The organism is Methanobrevibacter sp. (assembly GCF_045130115.1).
Classification (GTDB): Archaea; Methanobacteriota; Methanobacteria; order Methanobacteriales; family Methanobacteriaceae; genus Methanocatella.
Genome location: NZ_JBGUPC010000058.1, coordinates 31,925 through 55,419 on the forward strand (window position 1 = coordinate 31,925; position 23,495 = coordinate 55,419).

Genomic DNA, 23,495 nt, shown 5'->3' on the forward strand with positions numbered 1-23,495 from the left:
ATTCTCTATATTCCTTCTTTTTTCATTCTTAATATTCCAATTATTATGTCTATCACACCAAGCGCAATGACTATTCCCATCCATATGCTGATTCCACCTTTAACGAATGAGAACACCAATGCAAGAATTATCAGTGCCACACCTGTAAGTACTGACATTTTCCATTGTTCCATTATATCACCTTATATGCGTTTATTAATGTTATATCTTCAAAAAAGAAATGTTCTGATGCCTTTATTTCGGCTATAAAACCCATTTCATCAAATTTCTGCAGTGTCTCCTCGTTGCCAGAAAGCGAGGACTGTATCATCTGGACAATTCCTCCATCATTTAAATGATTTGACACTTCATTTAAAAAAATGTCAATGACTTTCCTGCCGTTTAGTCCACCATCGAATGCATAATTTATGGTGTCGTCAAGAACTTCCCCTTCTTCGGTAGGCAGATATGGAGTATTGAATAGAATTACATCAAACTTTCTGTTTTCGACAGGTTCGAACATGTTGCCGAAGAGAATCTCAATGCCTTCAATCTTATTGTCCTCGAAATTTTTTCGCGCAAGCTCGCATGCGTCAAAATTGATGTCTGTTACTGTAATGCTGTCGGTTAATTTTGAAGCGTACATCGCCACTATTCCTGATCCGGTTCCAATCTCCAGAACGCTTTGGCCTTGTTTGATTTCAAGATTGTCCGCCAGAAGATAGCTGTCTTCGGCAGGGATGTAGACATTGTCATGGGTATTGATTATAAAGTCAGGCATAAGTATCACTCAAAAAAAATAGGGTTTAACTTTTTGGATATGTATAAAATTTCTTCTGGGGTAAGCACGACCACTCTCTTTTTGAGGTATTCCACAAGTTTTTCATCTTCAATGGCGTTCAGTCTCTTTTTAAGGACTTTCTTATCTATATCGCTTATTATATGCCTCGAATCGATAAGGGCATTTTTAATCTTTTTGTTCCTGTGCTGGAACAGCGCCTTTGTAAACTTGGAATATGTCTTGAAGTCCTCGTCGCTTATGCTGTTTTCCTTTGGAGTCAGTTTGACAACGGTGGAGTCGATTTGAGGTTTGGGAATGAAGCTTTCGTTGCTTACATCAGTCAGTTTTTCCACTTCACATTTAAAATAAAGCATCGCTGAAAGTCGGGAATAGTCCTTGGTTCCTACTTCGCCGTTCATTCGGCTGGCGAATTCCTTTTGATACATCAAAACAGCGAGTTCAAAATCATAGTTGAGAAACTTAAAAGTAATCGGTGATGAGATTTGGTAAGGAAGGTTTGAGATGATTTTATTGAAAGGCGGAAAGTCCACCTTTAATGCATCATCATTTATAAGTTCTACGTTGTCGATTTTTTCGTCTTTAAGCCTTTGGGCAAGTATTTCGAAAATCTTTTTGTCCTGCTCAATGGCTATAACCTTCTTTGCTCGTTTGGCAAGTTCAATTGTAAGTGTTCCAATTCCGGTTCCAATTTCCAAAACAACATCGTCTTTGGATATGTCTCCAAAGTTAACAATCTGGTCCCTCTTGTTTTTGTCAATCAGGTAGTTCTGGCCGAGATTCTTGTTTAACTTTATCCCATGTTGGCTTAGAATGTCCTTAGTTGTTTTAGATAAGGATGGGGAATTTTCACTAGTCAATTTATCACTTATCTTCTTCTTGCAGATCTTGGAGGTTGTGTAAATAGGTAATATTTATTTTTGCCTCTTTTTGGTTTTGTAGTGTCCAGTTCCTGCTTTACTCTGTTGACAATCATTCCAGCAGGGTCGGCCAATGTAGGGAGTCTTTCTGAAATGTCTTCAAAGCTTTCAAACGGTTTTTGTTCTCTGGCTTTAATGATGTCCCACATGTATTTTTTGCCGATTCCAGGAATCAATTCAAGTGAGTGCATTCTTGTACTCACGGAATCTGCAGTATTGAAAAATTCAACAAATCTTTCTTCATTAGCCTCAACAATATCGCGAATAGCATAGTCAAGTTCTATTCTTGCGGTTGCGGTCATATTCTCATAATCTAATCTACCAAGGACCCTATATATCTTGTCTCTTTTTCCTTTTCCAATATATACCTGGTCCTGTATTTCTAAATCAACACCATTTTTAGGGGCTAATTCAAGTAAAGTGAATTGTTCTGTACCAATAGCTTGAGCAATAGGTTTACCACCGAATTTGGACATGTCAGACTTAACATATCCACGACTTAGATAATCAAGTACAACAGCACATTCTTCCTTTTTAACTGTTGGTTTCTTTTCTTTTTTATTTCTATTATCCATATTATCACTCACTATTGTTTTTTTATCATATCTTTCCGGATATAATATAAACTTATTATTAGTTTTGACTGTTAAGTATAATAAAGATATCTAAAAAATGGCGGGTTTTGGTGAAATTTTTTTGAAAAATAAATAAAAAAGGAATAGTGTAAATACTATTCTATGTAATCATATTGTTCTAACATTTCGAGGATTTTTTCCATGTCCTCTTTGGTTGTTTTTGTTGGCTCTTTAGCAAAGATTAATCTCATGTCTGCTAAATCTAAAGGCACCAAATCAACAATATGAACAGCGACCTTGTCCCTTAAGCCAAATTCATCCTGAAGCTTTTCATAGATTTCCTCTGCATCTTCAGCGGAGTATCTTCTGAACCTTGCAAGATGGTTGAGAGTTAGATTTTGTTCATAGTTTAACTCATTGGTGTCAGCAAAATCTTCAATGATCTCTTTTACTTTTGAGCTTGGTATCGGTTCGCTTTTAATAACGTCTTTTCCAATCATAGAAATCAGTTTTGTAATTTTAAGTGATCAGGTCTTACTATTAACTCTTTTGGTTTGTTTCCATCTTTTAAGGATACGATGTATGCTTTTCCTTTTTGACCAGTGATTTTACCGGTTTTTCCGTGGAATCTAGGAGCAGGTTGTCCTTTTTGGATGGATGGGTTAATAGTAATGTGAACTAAATCTCCTTCTTCGAATCTTTGCATTCTGTTAGTAATTGGGTTAGTTCTGCCCGGTCTTTGTACTTTAGTCATTTTTTTTCTTGATCTACTTTTTAATCCTCTTGATCTTTGCATTATATAACCTCTTAATCAGTTCTGTCTGGGTATAAGTCTATGTTATCAGCGACCTAGTATTAAAAAAGCCCATAAATACTAGTAACATAGATTGTGAAAATAACTATTACCATCAGTGATATGATAATATTATAATTTTAGTTTAATGGTATTAATATACTTTTAGTTTTTGGGTGGGTATTGTCATGGTGGTGTCGAAAATAAAAAAAATAGAGGAATAATGTTCCTCTAACGTTTTACTTTTAATGTTGTTTTTATTTGAAAATTGTTAGAATTAGTCTTATATGAGCATATAGTATTTCAGATGGATATTAAAATATGATTTTGATGGTTTGGGTGTTAAAAAAATGGTGTGAAGGAAGATAACTGTTTAGTTATCTTCGAATCTTCTTCTGTCAATTAATTCTTGACGTTTACCTGGGTTCCAACCTCCGGATGCAGATTTTGCACGTCCAACTTGTTGAACGTATCCGGTAATTCTGTCATACCATTCTACATCTTCTTGTTCACCGCAGGTAGGACAAACATTGTTTAATCCTTTCATTAAAGTTTTACATTTTAAACAGAAGCTTAATGCTGAGCTGTAAGCCCAGAATCCGATATCGGATTTTCTTGCGATTTTATTGGTTAAACTCATTAATGAATCTGGATCTGAGTAGGATTCTCCCATGAATGCATGGAAGATGTGACCACCAGGAGTTAAACCGTGATATTGTTCTTCAATTTTGATTTTTTCGATTAAGGATAATCCGGTGTCTACTGGTACGTGTGAGGAGTTGGTGTAGTAGTTAGCATTTCCGTCACCTTGTACGATAGCTTGGTCTTTGAATTGTTTTTTGTCGAGAGTTGCGAATCTGTAAGCAGTGGATTCAGCAGGGGTTTGTAAAACAGACCATCTGAGTCCGGTTTCTTCTTGTAATTTTTTAGCTCTGTCATTAACATATTCGAGACATTTTACACCGAACTTGTTGGAGTCAGGGTTTTCGATTCCTTCACCGAATAAGGATAATAACATTTCGTTAAGTCCAACAAAACCGAAGGATAAAGTTGAATTTTCTATTCTGTAGTATGATTCTCCATTTACATCCTGTTTTAAGAATGGTAAGATGTGGAAATCATTTAAACATTTTAATCCTTGTTCTCTTCTGAGCATCAAGGTTTCAACTGCAAGGTCCATGTATTCGTCTAAGTATTCGAATACTTGGCTTTCATCTTTGGATTGGTATCCGATTCTTGGGAAGTTTAAGGTAACGTATGCGAGGTTACCGGTTCTTAAACAGTCTTGATCCCAGTCACCTGTCCAGGTGTCTTGTAAACAGGTTCTGCATCCCATGTAGTTTGCCATTTTTCCTCTGTATTTAGGGAACATGTTTACAAAGTATGATGAACCGTATTTTGCGGATAATTCATGAACTAATCTTAAGTCATCTTCGTATTCACTGGTCATTGTTTCTTCACGGAGAGTGTAGATTGTATTTGGGAATAAATGAGGTTTACCTTCATTGTCTCCTTCAAGCAATGTTTCAGTGAATGCTCTTTGAATTAATCTGGTTTCATCTTCAAAATCAGCGTAAGTTCCGACAACTTGACCTTTTGGTCCGTATGCGGTTTCTTCTTTTAAGAAATCAGGAACACCGAATTCCAATGCCATACTTGTGAATGGAACTTGTGATCCTCTTGCAGCGTAAGCCATATTTAAGTTATATACAAGCATTTGAACAGCTTGTTTGATTTCTTCGTAGGTTCTTCCTCTTGCAAATGGTGCGACAAATACGTTCCAGAGGGACATTGATTGTCCACCGGACATGTTTTGTTGTGCTGCAAGCATGATTTCACCAGTGTGGTTCATTAAGGTTTCCATGTGGTTTGGTGCACCTGCAATGGATGTGTGGTCACCGGTACCGTCCACTTTAAGTCCATATCTGATGAATGTTCTTATATCATGTTGTAAACAGTTTAAAGGTCTTCCTGCGAAGAATTCTAAATCGTGAATGTGAATGTCACCGGCCATGTGTGCATCTGCCAGGTGTGCAGGTAACATTTTTAAGAGTGCATATTGTTTTAATGCTTCGTCTGCTACGTGCTTGTGGATACTTTCTGGGTTGTGGATCATGTTTGCGTTGTCCCTGTTACCGTTTTCGATTAAAGAGGTAATGTTGTATACAGGGATACCTAAACGGGTGTAACGGCTTCTTAAATCTTCTAAACCGTATTCAATCAATTTTGTGTTGACCATTTCCCTAATCATTGGAGCGGTCAGGTATTCCACATTCAATTTTTTGAGTTCCTTCCAGGTTTCGGTAGCAATTTCAAAAGCAGTTTCTTGGCTAGCACCGGTTTCTTCAATCAAGGTGTTAGCGATTTTTGATAAGTCAAATGCTTCAATAGTATCTCTGGAGGTACGTACTTTTAATTGAGTGCTTGCTAAGTATTTGTTAGCGATTTCTGGGTCGATATCTTCTAAACATTCGTGTACGATTTTTTTGATTTCTTTGGTTTTGATTCCATCGTATAATTGAGATACTACAGTTGCAATGATTTTATCTGATTCAAAGAATGGGGTTTCTACCATTATCAATGATTTCATTAATTTTTCGTAACTAAATCTTTCTTTTATACCGTTATTTTTCTCTACGTTAATTTTAACGGTTTTTTCTAAATTATTTCCTAATTCTGATATTTTTTCCATTTAATTCACACCATTTTCCTAGTTTTTAAAAAGTTTTATTATCCCAAAGAGAGAGCATTCTCTCATCTGCTAATAATGTATGTAATCACTTGTATAATTATTGTTCGTATTGATACGAACATCTACTTAATACTTAGTTTTTACTAGTATATAAATCGTTCGTCTTGTTACGAACAAAATTCATATACTCTGATATTTTCTATATTTAATATATTAAAAATCAATTGTCCGAGAGCATTTGAAAAGTAATCAGAAAAATACGTCCAGCGAGCTCTGCTTGGACTTGTCACTTTCAAACAGCGAGTTGATACCGAACTCCTGAATCTCCAGACGCTGCTCAAGGTAATGTGATACCGGATAACGGTTAACCAGATCTCTTGAAATTTCAAGATACTTGGTAACTGACCCTTTCGAAACGGACAGGATCAGATTTCCTCCACATTTGCACTTTCCGGTAAGTGGCATTCTTCGGTATTTTGCTCCGCACTTTGTGCACCTTACCTTCTGCTTGGAAAATGCCCTTGAGTTTCCCATTATGTCCGGCAGGAAGTGGGATGTCAATACCTTTTCGACAACTCCCCTCTGATCGACTGCACGTATGGTTTCGGCAAGTGCGATTTGAGCCTCCACCTTTTCCTTCATGGAAGGAAGTCTCTTGTAAAGGCAGACTGTAGGTCCAGCATGGATGTTTGAAGTGTGATGGGAAAACATAAGCCCTTCATACTGCTCAGGTGTTCCCAGATGCATTTCAACATTATCTATGTACTCCAATACGTCGGCAGGCTTGTGAGGAGTGTATGTCTCTTCATAAAACTCAACAGGGAACCTTTCGAATATGTCTAGGTTGTGGGATTCGTCATCTATCTCCTCAGGATCGATTCTTGAGGAGAGAACCAAAGGAGCGTCCATACTTCCTCCTCTTGTATTCGGAAGGTAAGTCTTTGAAAAGTTAATCAAAGCATCCAAAAGAAGCATTACAGCATCTTCGTCACTGTCGCAGTTCCTACGTTTTGCTGAATGGAAGTAAGGATGAGCGTAACATCCAAGCGCTTTTGTGAATCCGACAATCCTTCCCAGAACTCCGGCGGATGTGTGCGGTGCCAGACCTGCCACCAGATGGCCGATCAGGTCGCTTTTTTCCTCAACGTTATAGAACGGCTCCATGCCGTAATATCTTGTAAGCTCGTCGTCAATGAACTGGGCGGTTCTGAGAAGATATTCTCCACAGTTGTCGGAAATTACAATGTCCTGAACCCTCAATTCAATAATCTGGTCTTCATTTTCGATTGGATTTCCGTAACAATCCTTTTCATAGCCCATTTCAAGCAGTTTCTCTACTGTAACTCCGATTTCCTTTGGTATGAAGTGTGTAAGCGGCAAGTCGGTGGAGTCATGACGTATTGTTCCGTCCTTGAAGGTGAACACCTCATGCTTTGCCCTGAGTATTCCCTTTTCAATAGGTTCCGGCAGTTTGGCCTCGGAAATCATACCGACAACACCCTTTACCTCATCGACACGCCTTACCTTTACATTGTCTGAAGCTTTCTTAAGCATTGAGGCTAAAGGAACGGTCTTCATTGAAGGCCTACCCATTTCTGTAGGATGGCCGCATTTAGGACAAAGTGAACCGAAGGAGCTGATTCCGCACTCCGGATTTGTGCACTTCCTTCTTGATATCTCCACTTTAATGCTGCCCTTTTTGGCGGCGGTTGCAACCAGTCTTCTGGCTCCTCCGTAATTGCCTATCGGAATCAGTCCGTGAGGGGCCGGTCTCATCAGCCTTTCCTTTGATTTTTCAGGCCTTCCGACACGTGTTCCAATGTATGCGGGAGCCTTGTTTTTGATTTCAACCGGTGAAACCGCATTGACGGCCTCGATGGTTGTCTTCATCTTAGGCAGTTTTTTGGATAATGTCACGAGCAGCGCATAGGAATGGTCCTTATCTATGATTATCTTTCCGTCCCTTACAATGTGGGGAACTCCAATGATTTCCAGAATCCTTTTCGGATATGACAAATCCAGCTGGATTCCCTTATCCTTTGTGAATGTTGATTTTGACTTTTCAAGAAGGTCAATCAGGGCATTCAAATCGTCGATTGTCACATCGTTATAGCAATATGTGTATTTCGGATGCAGAGGGATGTTATAGTCTTTGGATAGTTTCAATGCTTCTGCAGATGACAGGTAATCATATTCCAGTTTGTAAAGGTCCAAATCGTTATTTTCAGCATCAAAGTTTTCACTTCTCATCAGAAGCTGTATCCACCATTCCTCAACCCATCCTGATGGATATAGGGGCTGATTGTTTCTCAGGAATTCTCCGAATGCAACAAGCATGTCGCCTAAAAACAATATTTCGGTAACATCCTTTTTGACTTCCTTTGCCTTTTTGACGCTGTCAAGTATCACGACATCGCCGTTTCTAAGCTTGACGATAGGTCCTTCTATGGAATCGACCGGAACGACACAGTTACCCTTTCCGGGATATTCTATTTTGAGCTGTGTTCCCACGGCCAGAAATTCAAGCAATGCCATTGTTGCCGGGTGAACTCCCATTGTAGCAAGCCCTGTGTTTCTTGAACGGCCGTACCTTAGCCTGAAGGCGCCCTTTTCTGAAGGATAACCTAAAATAGGCCTTCCGCCAATGATATCCTGAATGTATTTAGGTTCGCTGACAACATCAGAATCATCACCTGAATCTGATGAGTCGTCCTTTTTAGGCTTTGAATACTCGCTCAGCCATTCCCAATCAAGGCCCAGCTTTTTGGAAATCTTATGAATCTTCTTGGACTTCTGGATAACTCCTTCAACCATAGCCAGGAGCGCTCCTCCACGGATGTTGTTTGTCTCGACACGCTCCAGATCCCTGTGGGACACTTCCACCTGGTCTGTCTGCTCTCCGGATACCTCAACCGGAATGTGATTTGCGGCGAATCTCACTTCTTCTGGTGTTGGTGAGTACTGCAGGTTTGTGACTTCGGACTCGTAAAGCTCAACCTCTTCCACATACCTTTCAATTTCATCATCTATTGGTTTGAATGCATCAATGCCTATTGCCTGACGGATCTTGTCTCCCAGAAGCACGGCCAGTGCAGCAGCTGTACCTCCTGCACTTCTGATAGGTCCTGCAAAGTAGACTCCGATATATTTTGTTCCGTCAAAGTTTTCCTTGATTTTAACATCTGAAATTCCTTCCAAAGGAGCTGCAACCACACCCTCTGTCAAAATCGCAAGGGCGCTTCTGAGGCCCTGGTCGCATCTCTGTTCCTCGTTCCAGTTGGCCTTTTCACCGGTGAGTGGAAACTTTCCAGATGCGATTTCAGCGGCAATTTCAAAGGCAACGGATTCCCTGTCCATATCGGTTTCCAATTCCTTGATTCTTTTTGCCACACCTTCAGGGCCGACCAGCCCTTCTACTCTTTCAGCTAAATCCTTTGCAAGCGGCACTTCAGTTTCTGTTTCAACATCCAAACCTTTAGACCTTGCTTCGTTAGCTATAGCGTATAGGTGATTGGTTTCTTTTTCTAATCTATCAAAATAATCCATAGTATCGCCACAAGTTAAAAAATTAATTTGGTATATAATGTATTGTATCTTATTATTATTAAATTTTTTAGATAATGCTTAAATATGCTTGAAATCATAAGTTATAAATGTATCTTGTAGTCGAATTTTTAAAATTAATATTGCTATAATGGTGATTTTAATGTCTGATGAGAAACCAATAAACGCTATGTATGGTCAAAAAGTCAAATTGGACTTGAATAAAATTAGAAACAAGTCAAAGACAGAAACTGAAGATAAAATAGTTGAAGATAAAGCTGTTGAGGAAGTTGTTCCTGAGGTTTTAATTAGAGAAACTATTGATGAAGAACCTGTTGAAGATGAAGTTGTTGAGGAAGAGGTAGCTGAGGAGCCTGTTCCTGAAGTTTTAGTTGAAGATGAAGTTGTTGAGGAAGAGGTAGTTGAAGAGCCTGTTGAGGAAGAGGTTGCTGAGGAGCCTATCCGTAATGAGCCTGAAATCGAATTTGTCGGAGAGCCTGTCGAAGATGAACCTGAAGAAGAGCAACCGAAAGAAAATCATTCCAAATTGGATGATTTGAAAAGGAAATTAGATGAAAAAGACCAAAAACTATCCAATCAATCAAACGAACTCAACTACTTGACTAACAAAGTTATTCCTAAACTCAAAAAGGAAAATGCCGAGTTGAAAAGGCTTAAAAAGGAATTGACTGATGCACTTGAGAAATCCACAAGGAAATACTTCGATCAGCTTGACATCAATGCTGACTTAAGCAATACCATTGGAAAAATAGGTGCGGAAAGCGCAGTTCACAAAGTAAGGGCTGATAAGTTAGAATCTGAAATGGACAGCGTTAAAGAAAAGCTGGAATCTAAAATATCAGAACTTGAAGAAAAACTCGCAAGCACTGATGTTGACAGTGTTAAAAAGGACAATGACAGGTTATCTAATGAAGTGAATGACCTGAAATCCAAGCTGTCAGAATCAAGAAAGGAAAACATATCACTTTCCGAAGAGGTTGACAAGTTAAGGGCGGAAATCATTGAGTTCGGAAACTATAAGGATGAAGTCGAAGCTCAAATCAAAAAAGAAATCGACGGATACAAATCTGAAATTTCTGACCTCAGAACTAAACTCAAAGTCAAAGAAAGCAGCTATGATAAACTTTCAAACGAATCTCACAAAACAGTTTCCGATTTAAGAAAGCAAGTTTCAAAACTTGAAGAAAAATTGGAAAAAGAATCCAATAAAGGATTGTTTAACAGATTCAAATAGATGATTAAATTCATCTATTGACTTATTTTTTTTATGAAAACCGATGATTATTTTATGGGCGAAGCTTTAAAGGAAGCGGAAAAGTCCTTGACTGAAGGCGGAATCCCTATTGGAGCCGTGCTGGTTAAGGATGGGGAAATCATATCCCGAGGGCACAACAGGCTAATCCAAAACGATTCTGTCGTTCTGCATGCCGAAATGGATGCGATTGAGAATGCCGGACGGCTTGACTATGATGATTATGTCAGGTGCACACTGTACACCACACTGTCACCATGTCCGATGTGTTCCGGTGCTGTGATATTGTATAATATCCCTAAGGTTGTTATTGGGGAGAATACTACACTTATGGGTGCCGAAAACTTTCTTAAGTGCAATGGCGTGGAGGTCAGGGTTCTGAATGACATCAAATGCCGAGACATGTTTTTAAAGTTTGCCGCCAACAATTCTGAAATATGGGATGAGGAGCTAAAGAAAGTCGGCAACACTACAGAGGTGAAATGAATGGAGATAATAGTAACTGATGAGCGTGACGAAAGGTTTGTAGAGATGTGTTCATCATTTGGATGTGAAGTGAATGACCCTCAGGTAGTTCTTCTTTTAAACAATTTCGGAAAGACAGTGGGCTGCGCCAGCTTCAAGGTGTATGACTCCGAGTCCGCCGAGATAACAACACTATTTTTAAATTCCTACGATAACCGTGAGAGGATATCCTATAAGCTGATCAGACAGCTTGAAAAAATAGCAATGGATTATGAATTCAAAAGCATTGTAGTCAGCTTTGACAGTCGTGAAGACATTTTGATTGATGTTTTTGAAAAACTTGATTACAGGTTTGTTGATGACCTTCTGATGAAAAAGGAATTCAAAATATTAATATGATTATTAAAAAAATATGAATCAGATGATATTGTAGTCATCTGAGATGATTTTTTTAAAGCAACAGCATTGAGTTGATTATTTTTTTCGCTTCGGGAGGAAGGTTTGTCGTTTTGTTTAATTCTTTAAGTTTGTTTTTGTATTCCTCATTGGTTTGATTAAGTTCATCAATCTTTTTATCTTTTGTTTTTAGTTCATTATCCATTTTTTCGATTTCTTTGTCTTTTTCATCAAGTATATCGCCATATTCATCATATACGAGCTTGTCTATTTCATTTTCAATATGCCTCATTCCAATCAGCTCCAATAATTTGTTTTGTTTTGTTTTGGATGTAATGTGTTTCAGTATCATTCCTCCGAGTATAACTCCCACGTCCATTTTCAAAAGTTTATCTTCAATAATGGCTTTTTTGAAAACTTCTGCTAATGACTCAATAACTGAAGGAGCATGCTCTTTTGAGATGGAATTAGGTAAAAAAATTTAATTTAAATAGTTTAAAAAAGAAAAAATTAAAAGATTAAGCTTCTTTTCTTAATCTTTTCACAACAAAGTCTTTGTCCAAGCTTAACAGGAATGATGCTGCTCTTGGACCTTGTTTTTGACCGAGAATCATTTTATAGATTGCCTGGAAACCTTTTTGAGGTTTTAATCCTTGGCCTTCGAGGATTTCATACATTGCATCGTGCAATGCTGCGGCGTCTGTAAATTCTGTGGTTTCCATCAGGTCAGCCAGATCAGCCAGGAACTTGTCCTGTTCCGGAGTCAATGGCAATTTAGGAATGCTTTTCTCCTGAACTTGGAATTTGACGAATTTAGGCGCATAGGTGTCCAGCCAGTATTTGACGTTGTCAACCCTTTCGCGGTATTGTGCCAATTCGGTTTCTGTCAGGTCGCCGAACTCCTTGTCCTTGAAGCTTTTGGTAAGCTGTGAGTTTCTTTTGAGAATATCGAAGATTTTTTCCAGATCGTCACCGGCAATTTGATAGGCGTTGACCAGGAATCTGAAAGGCGGTCTGAAAGGTAATGGGCTTCCAGGTTCCATCTGGACAATTTCATAGATTTCCTTGAATTTTCTGCCTTCTTTTTCGGATGGAGCTTCAACTTCATCGTAGAACACTTTTTCAACAGTGTCGAACTGGTCGATAAAGTCAAGGAATGGCATTTTAGGTGAGAAGTCCTTAGCCTTCATAGGCTTTGACCTGAACAGGTAATAGTGAAGACTTTCTGCAGGGCCGATTTTCAGCCATTCTTCAGGTGCGAAGAAGACTCCGTGGGATTTACTCATGGCTTCGCCGTCAAGTGTGATCCATTCGTATGGCACAGGATAAGGTGCAGGATAGTCAAAGATCTTTTCGGATATTACGCTGCTCACATCGTATGATCCTCCGCTTGCTGCGTGGTCCTTTCCGAAAGGTTCGCAGGTGGTTCCGAATATTTTCCATCTTGCCGCCCATTCTACTCTCCATGTGAGCTTACCGTTTCCGGATTTGATGTCCATTTCGCCTTCATGGCCACATTCGCATCGGTATTTTATGATGTCGCCGTCATAGTCATAGGCATATGTGGTGTTTACGCGTCCACATTCATCACAGATAGGGTTGTATGGCAGCCAGTCGTCAGCCAAAGGTTCTCTTCTGTATTCGTTGAAAATCTCCTTGATTTCTTCAACCCTTTCCAGGGATGTTCTGATGTAATCGTTATATACTCCGGACTTGTACATTTCAAAACCGGATTTTGTTTCCATTTCAATTCCATAATCGTCCATCACGGACAGTAACGGCTTTTCAAAGTGCTCTACAAAGTTTGCACAGCATCCGTCAGGACATGGAATCATTGAGTATGGCATGCCCAGGTATTTGTCGTATGATTCAGGCAAAGGGTATGGAACCTTTCTTAATGGGTCGTGGTCATCTGCAATCCATATTGTTTTAGCTTTCTTACCTTTTTCTCTTAGTTTCTTTCCGATTCCGTTAGCTACAAATATGTCGCAAGAGTTTCCGATGTGTATTGAACCTGAAATGGAGGTTCCGCTTGCAATGACATGCTCTTCTACGTCCATTTTACTCAATTCATTAGCTATGTTTTCAATCCAATGTGTCATTTATATTCACCATTATAATAATAAGAATAAGTTTTATACTACAATAAATTATGTTTTTTGTAATATAAAAAGTATTAGTTTGATGGATATTCGGCATGGCAGTGTGAAGAGGTTAGCTGATTTTTTTGATTGACAACAATTATATATTATTTATTAGTGAAAATATTATTATGAAGCATAAAAAACTATTACTTGTTTTTTCAATATTATTCGTTCTTTTATGTTCGCTGACAGCAATTTCTGCCAGTGACTTAAATGACACGGATGTCATCGCAAACGATGATGTGACCGAGGAAACCGTATCGTCAGATGCTGATATTGAAAACGACATAACAACGGAACCTGACAGTGGAACTATATATGGAAATACGTTTACTGACCTGAAAAACATAGTTGCTGGTGGCGGGAACGTAAATCTTACACGTGATTATACATATAATGAAAGTACCGATGAAGGGTTATATTCTCAGGGTGTTGTCATTGACCAGGACAATGTAGTCATTGACGGTAACGGCAAGAGCATCAATGGTGAAATGAAAAGCAGAGTATTCCATATAATAAATGCAAACAATGTCACCTTGAAAAACATAAATTTCATTAATTCTGGCTACCGCTATCTTAACGTTGATGGTGGAGCTTTATACATCGAGGAATCTTCAAATATCACCATTATCAATTGTAAATTTGAATATGATTATGCAGATGAGGGTAATGGTGGTGCAATATATGTAAAATCAACCGACCCAATCAGGATTATTGATTCTGAATTCGAAGAAAATCATGCCAAATATGGTGGGGCCATAACTACTCATAATGCCACATTGATTCTTGAAAACGCAACCTTCATAGATAATCAAGCTACGGAAATCGGTGGTGCAATAAATGGAGCTCAGTCAACCCAAATCATCAACAACTGTCGATTCCTAGCTAATGCTATTTATAGTGGTAGTGGTGGTGACCGTATGGGTGGAGCAATTTATGCCGAGCAATTCGACGAAGATAATGAAATCGTAATCACCAATACTGAATTCTTAGCGAATAATGTATATAATTACGGTGGAGCAGTTTATATAAAAGATCAAGCAAAAGTGCCAAAAGTGCTCATTGAAGATAGTAAATTTTCTAAAAATAGTGCAGGTACTGGTGGTGGAGCAATTTTTTGCGGTATAGCAAACGTAACAATAAGGAATACAGAATTTAATGAAAACCATGGAAGCGATGGCGGTGCTGTAAATGCCGGTCCTTCCACTCTGATTGAAGATTGTAATTTCACCGGAAATACTGCATGGGGAGATTATGGCGGTGCAATATACGTTCGCGATTTAGGAGGTGAAAACGCCAATGCCACTGTAAAAAATTGTAATTTCTTAAACAACTCTGCTGAGGTTGGTGGTGCAATTCTTAATCAGAAAACGGTCACTGTTTTGAATTGTAATTTTACAGGTAATTATGCTGGGTTTGGTGGTGCAATAAACTCTCAGGCTGGCAAAGCATTAATATATAATTCAAATTTCGTAGCAAATAATGCAACTAAGGGTGGAGCAATAATGTCTTCTTCAGACATGTTAATCGAAAACTCCTATTTCATAGCCAATAATGCAACTGATGGTGGAGCAATTTACACTTTTGATTCAGACATAGAAATTGATAACTCCCATTTCATAGAGAATAGTGCAGTTGCTGGTGGAGCAATATCTGCTCCTTCAAACAGAAAAGCATTAATAAACAACAGCGATTTCTCACAAAACACCGCATCATGTGGCGGAGCAATAGTAGTTATTGGTGATGTTTATGATGATTCGGAGATTACTGTCGAAAATTCTATATTTGCACAAAACACCGACACTGAAGGAACTGGAGACATCGCTTTACAAAATGAAAAAAGTAAGGCTACATTGATCAATGTCACTCCAAGCAATTTGGTTCCAAAATACATTGTCGAAATGGATGTGGCTGAAGTAAGTGATGTTAACTATACTCAAACTGTCAATTTAAAAGCATTTAATATTAAAAGATTTGGTCAACCGCTCAACAATGGTACTGTTGTATTTTCCATTAATGGTAAAAACATTTCCGCATCTGTACAAAACGGAATCGCAACCTTACCAGTATTTCTTGGTGCCGGCTCATATAAGGTCGATGTAACATATGTTGGCGATGCTGAAAATGCAAATCCAACAAAAACCATAGAATTCAACGTGCTTAAACTTCCGGCAGTTCTTGAAGTCATAAATGTTACAAACTGCACATATGGCGATTCAATACAAATCAAAGCCAATGTTACAAGTAACGGCTCAGCGCTTAACGAGGGTAGGATATTCATCATAGTCAACGGCAAGAAGTATTCAGCTGATGTGGCCAATGGAACTGCAACAATCGACGCTCCTATGATAGCTGCTGGAACATATTCCGTTAACTTGACATATGAAGGAAATTACTTTGCTGACAATGTATCCGCTAAATTTGAAGTTTCCATATCAACTGCTGTAATGACTGCCAAAAACATTGCATATATCATAAATTACGGCGGAAAATACAGTGCAGTCCTTAAAGACATCAACGGCAAGGCGGTTGTTGGCGAAAAGGTAACATTCACATTAAACGGAAAAAGCATAGGTTCTGCAGTCACCGATAAGAACGGTGTTGCTTCAATACAATTGACTCCTGCAATTCTTAAAGCGGCAAAAGCAGGCAATAAGAAATTGGTTATTAAATTGGTAAGCAGCAACTACAAACCTTTAAGCAAAATTGTCAAAGTAACTATCAACAAGGAGAAAACCAAAATCCTAAAGGCTAAAAAGACCTATAAGTTCAAGAAGTCCAAAAAGGCCAAAAACATAAAAGTTACCTTGAAAAACAGCAAAAACAAGGTTATTAAAAATGTTAAAGTGACCATCAAACTGTCCGGTAAAAAGATCAAGGGCAAAAAGACTGTCACTGCCAAAACCAACAAGAAAGGTGTTGTAACCTTCAAGCTTGGCAAAAAATTAACCAAGAAAACCAAGGTAAAATACACAATAACCTTCAAAGGCAACGCTTACTACAACAAAGTAGTCAAAAAAGGAAAAATAATAGTTAAGTAGATTATAACAATCTACTTCTTTTTTTTATTTTAATATATTCTTTTAAAAAAAGAGAAATAAATAGATAATTGAATATCTATTTGATTAAGTCGGAATCGGACTGATCCAACCATTCGTTAACGATTTTTACTGCACAGAAGTTACCGCACATGGTACATGTGTCCTCTTCTTCAGGAGGTCTTTGGTCTCTTTTTGCACGTGCAGCTTCCGGAAACATTGCGCAGGCATATTGTGCTTCCCAATCGAGATTCTTACGAGCTTCTGCCATTGCAAGGTCTTGTGAACCATCAATTTGTCCGCTTGCGAGGTCTCCTGCATAAGCTCCGATTTTGGTTGCGATTACACCTTCCCTTACGTCATCAGGGTTAGGCAATGCAAGGTGTTCTGCAGGGGTTACGTAACAGATAAAGTCAGCACCTGCCTTTGCGGATGATGCTGCACCGATAGCGGATACTATGTGGTCGTAACCTGGTGCCACGTCACATACGATAGGTCCTAACATGTAGAATGGTGCATTTGAACACATTTTCTTTTGAATCATTACGTTTGTTGGGATTTCGTTGATTGGAATGTGTCCTGGTCCTTCAATCATACATTGCACTCCAGCTTCACGGGACCTGTCGATTAATTCTCCTAAAATGATCAATTCTTGTATTTGTGCCCTGTCGGTTGAATCTGCAATGGACCCTGCCCTCATACCGTTAGCAAGTGAAAGAACAACATCATGCTCTTTTGCGATTTCCAGTACGTAATCGAAGTTGGCGTATAATGGGTTTTCCTTTTCGTTTTCGACAATCCATCCGGACATGAATGAACCTCCTCTTGAGACCAGACCGGTTACACGGCCTTGCCTTTTGAGTCTGGTTAAGGTTTCAATGTTGATACTACTGTGGACTGCCATAAAGTCAATACCATCTTTTGCTTGCTTTTCGATGGTGTTGAAAAGGTCATCTTCAGTCATGTAAACAACGGAACCGTCTCTTCTGATACTTTCGATTGCTGCCTGATAAACAGGCACTGAACCTACTGGCAATGGGGACATGTCAAGAACCCTGTTCCTGATTACGTCAAGGTCTCCGCCAATACTCAATTCCATCAGACAGTCTGCACCGTTGTCGATTGCGATTTGTGCTTTCAATACTTCCTCATCGAAGTTTACGATATCGGTTGAGGTTCCGACGGTTGCATTTACTTTTGTTCTGAGTCCAGCTCCAATACCTGAAGCTTCAATGTCTCTGTTAACGTTACTTGGTATTACAATTGTACCTTCTGCCACTGATCTTAAAATGAAATCTTCTGAAACACCTTCTATTTCTGCAACGTGTTTCATTTCATCAGTTAATATTCCTTTCTTAGCATCACTAATCTGTGTCATTCTATCTCTCCATTAACATTTATAATAGTCAAAGTTATTTTAAAATTTTTCCACACAAAGTTGATATTTTCTTATTTTTATTTAATAGTATTTAAATTAATAGGATAAATTTTTATTCCAAATTTATTGATATATATCAAGTCTTTTTTAAAAAAATAGTTAATTTTATAATCTAAATTAAAAAATAAGGTCATTTTGACAAAAATAAAATAAAATTGAAAAAATAAATGGAATTAATAGAATTCACTCATTTTTTCAAATGCCTCATCAAAGGTTGGCATATTGGTTTGACAGCCTTGATGTTGGATAATGAATGATGAAACGGATGATGCGAACTTGGCGGATTCTTCAAGTGTCTCTCCATTCAGGAATCTTGTTAAAAATCCTGCCCTGTAGGAATCTCCTGCACCGGTCGGGTCAACCGCTTCGCTTGGGATTGCATCTATTTTGATTTTCTCTTCGCTGGAATATATTTCACAGCCGTTTGCCCCGCATGTTTTGACAATGATTTTAGGGCCCATTTCCCTTAATCCTGTCAGGTCAACTTCAAGGGCATTCAAGATCCTTTCAATCTCATGATGATTTCCGAAGAGGATGGTTGTGTTTTCAATCACATCAACCAGCTTTTTGGTATCATACATTCCAAGGTCCTGTCCAGGATCAAATGAGACAAGCAAGTCCTGATTTTTGGCTTCCTGTGAACATTTCCAATTGAATTCAGGGTCTCCTGTTGCTAAGTGAACCGCCTCTGCATTTTCAATTGCCTTTACCGGGACTTTGCTTTCTGCAAATTCCTTTGCAGCTCCCCAGTAGAAGTAACTGATCTGGTCATCATTGTCATCTGTGAGGACAAATGCGGTAGGTGTCGCTTCACCAGGAACAATAATCAATGAATCAGTGTCAATGCCCAAATTTTGCATGCTTTCATAGTATTCGGTTTTTTTGAAATCTCCACCAACTGCTGATACGAGTGAAGTTTTTAATCCTAATTTTGCTCCAACGCAAGCCACGTTTGCAGCTGCCCCACCATTAAATGTTTTCATATTGGTTATAGGCGCTGAAAAATTAGCTTTTGGAAATTCAGGCACTCTAATAATGTAATCGTGAGCAGAGTGACCAATTGCTAGTAAATCTCTGTTTTTAACCATAATATCGCCTTTTTATTTTTCAATTTTATATTGTGTTTCATCATTATTTAATGTTTTGAATTACACATTTTCACGGATGTGCACATTCACAAAAGCACGGTGCAACATGAGTGTAGTTTAATATAGTAATATTATATAATATGCAATTTTGCCGAGAGCATTTGAAAACTAATCATCCCATCGGTGTGAAACCCTGATTTTCGATGGATTTCTGGCCATCGTTAAGCAGATATCTGACGAATTCGTCAACTTCCGGCTTATCATCGTTGACTTTAATCACGCTGATGACATGCTGGGTGTCATACTTGAGAAGCTCGTTTCCCTTGAAATAGCTGGCATTCAAAAAAGTATATAAGTTTTCAGAGTTTCTTACCATTTTAAAGGCATCGAATTGGGAATTCACGGTGTCCCTGATATTGAACTTGATGTCGTAATGCCTTAGGCTGTTCCAGGCAAGCCTCTGGGCGGATCCGTTTACTCCTACAAAGTCAAGGCCTTCCAAATCAGAGATGCTTTCGACATTTCTTGATTTCGGGCTTGAAACCAAAACAAGATAATCGTAGGCTATCGGCATGAAGTTGATGTCCCGCTCATATGCAATCAGAGGATCGTCCAAAGTGAGAATGTCCACAACTCCCCTTTTTGCAAGCTTGAATGCATCCTCGTCGTTGCTGCTGTAGATGTTGATGTCGAAGGGTGTTTGGATGCTTTCCAGAAGCCCTGTGCTAATGTGGCCTCCTGCAATGTTGATGCTTGAGGTCTTTTCAATCTGTATCAGATATTTTCTGAATTCTTCAAGAAGTTTCAGTCCGTCAGCGGTGAGGTGGGTTCCGTTCCCTATTTTTTGCGTGATTTTCACTCCCAGCTTGTCTTCCGCTTTAAGCAGTCTCCTGTTAAACACAGTATGGGAAATATTCAGCTCCTTTGCGGATTTCCTTTGGGATTTGGTCCTTGACAGGGAATCCAGGCTTTGGTATAATTTATAGTCGTAAATTTCACCATCTATCTCCAGACTGATTAATCCTTTACTTTCGAATTTCATTAATTATATATAAAATTGTAATCATAATTAATAATATTGATTTATGGGTTGGATAAAATGGAAATAATGAAATCCTCTATAAGAGCTATATTGGACAATATTGAAAGTGCAGAAGAATTCTTGGATAGAAAATCCCTCGATGAATTTGAAAATATAATCATCAACTCCGAAAACATATTTGTCACAGGTGCAGGAAGGTCAGGGCTTGCCGCAAAGGCATTTGCCATGAGATTGATGCATTTGGGATTGAGCGCATATGTTGTAGGGGAAACCATATCTCCGGCCATTCATAAGGGAGACTGTATTGTGGCCATTTCAGGTTCTGGTGAAACAAATACCATTGTATCTGCCGCCAAAATAGCTAAAGATAGAGGTTCAAAGGTCTTAGCTTTAACATCTTATCCGGAATCAACTTTAGGGCAGCTGTCAGACTGCCACATCCTGGTTAAGGGAAGAACAAAAAAAGAAGTTGATGATGAAAACTACATGAAGCGTCAAATTCACGGAAACTATACATCCCTGACTCCATTGGGAACCGCTTTTGAGTTAACCACACTTGTATTTCTGGATGCAATCGTTTCCGAATTGAAGACCCAACTGCTTCAAAATGATGAAATGCAGGCAAAGCCTGCTGCTTTAGAATAGTATTCTGCCCTTATTATTATATATATTACAGCGTTGGCCCCTTAAAAAGCCGACCAATGTAATATTTCCTTTTTTTGCAATGTTATATCCTGAATTAGCGGGAGCTGCGTTTGATGCCAGAATCGGCACGCCTGCCCTTGTCATCTTGATTACCATGTCTGCAGGCATTCTTCCGCTGTAGATTACATATGAATGGTTCAGGTCAAATCCGTTCAATATTCCATAGCCAATCACCTTGTCGACTGCAACATGGCGGCTGACATCTTCTTTTACAATGAACTGGTCCTTATGGACGATTCCCGCAACATGTGTTCCTCCTGTTGCCTGCCAAATTTCGGCGTTGTCCTTGAGCTCCTCTATGCGGTCGATCAGCTCGCCGACATTAACCTGAAAGTCTGACTCCACCGGTGTCACATCCTTAATTTTGCTTCTCCATCCTCCTGCAGAATCGGAGCACAGTACGGTTTCATTTGTTTTCAGGAGACTGTCGTCAATTTCAACATTTATCTGGGGTCCGTCGATCTCTATCTTTTTGATGTCGTCAAGTGATTTCACCATATTTTCATTCACAAGATATCCCACTGCAAATTCTTTTAGGGAGTCTTCGATTGCAGACAGGCTACGTGAAATGTTCCCGTTTATTGTTAGGGTAATTGTTTCATCTTTCACAACTTTTTCCTTTGTCTCTGTTGGCTTGCCATTTTTGAAGTTTATCGCATCAATCTCTTCAATTTTCATCATCTCACCTATTATAATATATTATGTTAAATGTTTTTAAAAATTGATGTGTTGCGATTTTTGAATTGGCAATTTTTTTAAACTTATTAAAGAATAAATATGATTTTAAATCATTATTTTCTTTTTAAAATCACTTTAATTTCAAATTATCGTTTTGTTTTATCATATTATTTTGAAATATTTTATTTAATCGTTGATTTTTTGATTTGATTGATTATTTTGCGATGTGTATAAATTATTAATATAGATTGTTTTATTCGATTCAAACAATATTTTGCAATTATGAATTTTGCGGCTAATCATGTATTGTCCAATCAAACGTTGTTATTTTTAAAAATAAAGTTTTTTAAGCTATTATATACTATATTATAAGTAATTTAATTTTATATTATTAAAAAAAGAGAATTTTCACGATGTGTATATAATCCATCATGATTTATCATTACATTAAATTTTACTCTTTTGTAGTATTTAAATATTTCTTTTAAGTTCTAATGACAAACCCTTTTTATATATTAACTACTAATATAGTATCATAATACTCTTTGAACTACTTTGGGATTCATTCAGTATTATAAAAAAATTAATAAAAAGGGAATAAAAGAGGTTGATAAAATGAGTTCATCTTTCAAAAGTCCAGTAGATACTGCGAAAGCAATTTCCGCAACTGCTGGAGCAAAAGACTCTGCAAAAATAGATAATGTAATTATTCTCTCCTTTTTAGCAGGAGCATATATTGCATTTGGTGGTTTATTAGCTGTAGTGGCAAGCGCAGGTATGTTAAAAGCAGGCGCTCCACTAGGTTTAGAAAAATTCGTATTCGGTGCAGTGTTCCCTGTAGGTTTGATTATTGTTGTTCTCGCAGGATCAGAACTTTTCACTGGAAACGTAATGTTTATGACACTCGGTGTTTTAGACGGTTCCGCTTCAGTTGGCGGTCTCTGTAAAAACTGGGTTATCAGTTGGATTTTCAACTTTGTAGGTGCTTTATTCGTTGCTTACGTTTTAGCTTTCATGGGCGGAATTACCCCTACTGATACTGCAGCACCAGCTTACGCAATTTCCGCAAAAGCAATTGCTGTAGCAGAAGGAAAAGTTACCATGCCATTTACCGCAGCATTAATCAAAGGTATTGGTTGTAACTGGCTTGTATGTTTAGCTGTATGGTTAGCTAACGCATCAGATGATATCATCGGTAAAATCGTTGGTATTTGGTTCCCAATCATGGCGTTTGTATGTATTGGATTTGAGCACAGTGTCGCAAACATGTTCTTCATACCATTAGGTATGTTCTTAGGTGCTGAAGGTGTTACCTGGGCTACTATTATCATTAACAACTTAATCCCAGTAACTATCGGTAACATCATCGGTGGAGGACTCTTTGTAGCATGTCTTTACTGGTACACCTACTTAAGAGGATAAGCTAGTAAACTTAAATTGAAGAAGCTTTTTTAAAGCTTCTTTTTAAACATTTTTTAAAAATACAAAAAAACTATATTTTGGAGATTATAAAATGGTTGAGATTAAATATGTCCCAACAATTTGTCCATACTGTGGTACTGGTTGTGGACTCAACTTCGTTGTAAAAGACGGAAAAATTGTTGGAGTAGAACCTTTAAAAAGACACCCTGTAAACGAGGGTAAAGTATGTCCAAAAGGAAACTTTGGATACCAATTTATTAATAGGGAAGACAGATTAACTACTCCTTTAATAAAAGAAAACGGTGAATTTAGAGAAGCTTCCTGGGATGAAGCATTAGACTTAGTTGCTAACAAACTCAAAGAAGTATCTGACGAAGATCCAAACAAAGTTGGATTCTACGCATGTGCTCGTTCACCAAACGAAAACATTTACATTACTCAAAAATTAGCAAGAGTAGCTTGTGGTACTCAAAACGTAGACCACTGTGCACGTATTTGTCACGGT

General features: G+C 38.2%; 21 protein-coding genes. 7 read left to right on the plus strand and 14 right to left on the minus strand.

Annotated elements, in window-relative coordinates:
- Nucleotides 1–5: 5 nt before the first annotated feature.
- The 8 genes from ACJMML_RS09865 to polC form a co-directional block, all read right to left on the minus strand.
- Nucleotides 6–173 carry a hypothetical protein gene (locus ACJMML_RS09865; RefSeq protein ID WP_405307144.1) on the minus strand — a complete coding sequence of 56 codons (168 nt, stop codon included), beginning with the start codon at nt 171–173 and terminating at the stop codon, nt 6–8.
- The gene (locus ACJMML_RS09870; protein ID WP_405307145.1) at nt 173–760 is read right to left on the minus strand and encodes a HemK2/MTQ2 family protein methyltransferase; all 588 of its coding nucleotides are present in this window, start codon (nt 758–760) and stop codon (nt 173–175) included. The genes ACJMML_RS09865 and ACJMML_RS09870 overlap by 1 nt, the downstream gene beginning before the upstream one ends.
- A 5-nt stretch (nt 761–765) precedes the next feature.
- Nucleotides 766–1,638 (minus strand): 16S rRNA (adenine(1518)-N(6)/adenine(1519)-N(6))-dimethyltransferase RsmA, encoded by an 873-nt coding sequence (gene rsmA / locus ACJMML_RS09875; RefSeq protein WP_405307146.1) that lies wholly within the window; start codon nt 1,636–1,638, stop codon nt 766–768.
- 8 nt (nt 1,639–1,646) lie between these two features.
- Nucleotides 1,647–2,273, minus strand: a complete 627-nt coding sequence (locus tag ACJMML_RS09880; protein WP_405307147.1) for a DUF655 domain-containing protein — start codon at nt 2,271–2,273, stop codon at nt 1,647–1,649.
- A 155-nt stretch (nt 2,274–2,428) separates the two neighbouring features.
- A complete protein-coding gene (locus ACJMML_RS09885; protein WP_303739192.1) occupies nt 2,429–2,773 on the minus strand; it encodes an RNA polymerase Rpb4 family protein in 345 nt (114 codons plus the stop codon).
- 5 nt (nt 2,774–2,778) lie between these two features.
- Complete coding sequence (locus ACJMML_RS09890) at nt 2,779–3,069, minus strand: 50S ribosomal protein L21e (RefSeq protein WP_303739193.1); 291 nt, start codon at nt 3,067–3,069, stop codon at nt 2,779–2,781.
- Between the two features lie 370 nt (nt 3,070–3,439).
- Entirely contained in the window at nt 3,440–5,758 is a 2,319-nt protein-coding gene (gene nrdD, locus ACJMML_RS09895) for an anaerobic ribonucleoside-triphosphate reductase (RefSeq protein WP_405307148.1), read from the minus strand.
- A 249-nt stretch (nt 5,759–6,007) separates the two neighbouring features.
- Nucleotides 6,008–9,304: a DNA polymerase II large subunit gene (gene polC, locus ACJMML_RS09900; RefSeq protein ID WP_405307149.1), complete on the minus strand. Its 3,297-nt coding sequence runs from the start codon at nt 9,302–9,304 to the stop codon at nt 6,008–6,010.
- 160 nt (nt 9,305–9,464) lie between these two features.
- Here polC and ACJMML_RS09905 point away from each other — a divergent pair, with 160 nt between their 5' ends.
- The 3 genes from ACJMML_RS09905 to ACJMML_RS09915 are packed head-to-tail and all read left to right on the plus strand — an operon-like array spanning nt 9,465 to nt 11,438.
- The gene (locus ACJMML_RS09905) at nt 9,465–10,556 is read left to right on the plus strand and encodes a hypothetical protein (RefSeq protein ID WP_405307150.1); all 1,092 of its coding nucleotides are present in this window, start codon (nt 9,465–9,467) and stop codon (nt 10,554–10,556) included.
- Nucleotides 10,557–10,589: 33 nt separating this feature from the next.
- On the plus strand, nt 10,590–11,060 hold the full coding sequence (locus ACJMML_RS09910) for a nucleoside deaminase (RefSeq protein WP_405307151.1): 471 nt from the start codon (nt 10,590–10,592) through the stop codon (nt 11,058–11,060).
- The gene (locus tag ACJMML_RS09915) at nt 11,061–11,438 is read left to right on the plus strand and encodes a hypothetical protein (RefSeq protein ID WP_405307152.1); all 378 of its coding nucleotides are present in this window, start codon (nt 11,061–11,063) and stop codon (nt 11,436–11,438) included.
- Nucleotides 11,439–11,490: 52 nt separating this feature from the next.
- On the opposite strand, the gene ACJMML_RS09920 is transcribed toward ACJMML_RS09915, so the two are convergent.
- Both ACJMML_RS09920 and lysS read right to left on the minus strand, forming a co-directional pair.
- A complete protein-coding gene (locus ACJMML_RS09920; protein WP_405307153.1) occupies nt 11,491–11,820 on the minus strand; it encodes a hypothetical protein in 330 nt (109 codons plus the stop codon).
- 133 nt (nt 11,821–11,953) lie between these two features.
- Entirely contained in the window at nt 11,954–13,537 is a 1,584-nt protein-coding gene (lysS, locus tag ACJMML_RS09925) for a lysine--tRNA ligase (protein ID WP_303739399.1), read from the minus strand.
- Nucleotides 13,538–13,707: 170 nt separating this feature from the next.
- Here lysS and ACJMML_RS09930 point away from each other — a divergent pair, with 170 nt between their 5' ends.
- On the plus strand, nt 13,708–16,620 hold the full coding sequence (locus tag ACJMML_RS09930) for an Ig-like domain repeat protein (RefSeq protein ID WP_405307154.1): 2,913 nt from the start codon (nt 13,708–13,710) through the stop codon (nt 16,618–16,620).
- Nucleotides 16,621–16,696: 76 nt separating this feature from the next.
- Here ACJMML_RS09930 and thiC read toward each other — a convergent pair whose 3' ends face one another.
- The 3 genes from thiC to ACJMML_RS09945 all read right to left on the minus strand — a co-directional run bounded on the left by thiC (nt 16,697) and on the right by ACJMML_RS09945 (nt 20,185).
- Complete coding sequence (thiC, locus tag ACJMML_RS09935) at nt 16,697–17,995, minus strand: phosphomethylpyrimidine synthase (protein ID WP_303739513.1); 1,299 nt, start codon at nt 17,993–17,995, stop codon at nt 16,697–16,699.
- Between the two features lie 233 nt (nt 17,996–18,228).
- On the minus strand, nt 18,229–19,143 hold the full coding sequence (locus ACJMML_RS09940; protein WP_405307155.1) for a carbohydrate kinase family protein: 915 nt from the start codon (nt 19,141–19,143) through the stop codon (nt 18,229–18,231).
- 172 nt (nt 19,144–19,315) lie between these two features.
- Nucleotides 19,316–20,185 (minus strand): LysR family transcriptional regulator, encoded by an 870-nt coding sequence (locus ACJMML_RS09945; protein WP_405307156.1) that lies wholly within the window; start codon nt 20,183–20,185, stop codon nt 19,316–19,318.
- Between the two features lie 57 nt (nt 20,186–20,242).
- On the opposite strand from ACJMML_RS09945, the gene hxlB reads away from it, so the two are divergent.
- A complete protein-coding gene (hxlB, locus tag ACJMML_RS09950) occupies nt 20,243–20,830 on the plus strand; it encodes a 6-phospho-3-hexuloisomerase (protein ID WP_405307157.1) in 588 nt (195 codons plus the stop codon).
- On the opposite strand, the gene fdhD is transcribed toward hxlB, so the two are convergent.
- Nucleotides 20,822–21,571, minus strand: a complete 750-nt coding sequence (gene fdhD / locus ACJMML_RS09955; protein ID WP_405307158.1) for a formate dehydrogenase accessory sulfurtransferase FdhD — start codon at nt 21,569–21,571, stop codon at nt 20,822–20,824. The two genes, hxlB and fdhD, sit on opposite strands and share 9 nt — an antisense overlap.
- Nucleotides 21,572–22,183: 612 nt before the next feature.
- Here fdhD and ACJMML_RS09960 point away from each other — a divergent pair.
- Both ACJMML_RS09960 and ACJMML_RS09965 read left to right on the plus strand, forming a co-directional pair.
- Nucleotides 22,184–22,990, plus strand: a complete 807-nt coding sequence (locus ACJMML_RS09960; protein ID WP_405307159.1) for a formate/nitrite transporter family protein — start codon at nt 22,184–22,186, stop codon at nt 22,988–22,990.
- Nucleotides 22,991–23,081: 91 nt separating this feature from the next.
- On the plus strand, nt 23,082–23,495 hold a 414-nt coding region (locus ACJMML_RS09965; RefSeq protein ID WP_405307160.1), incomplete at its 3' end, for a molybdopterin-dependent oxidoreductase.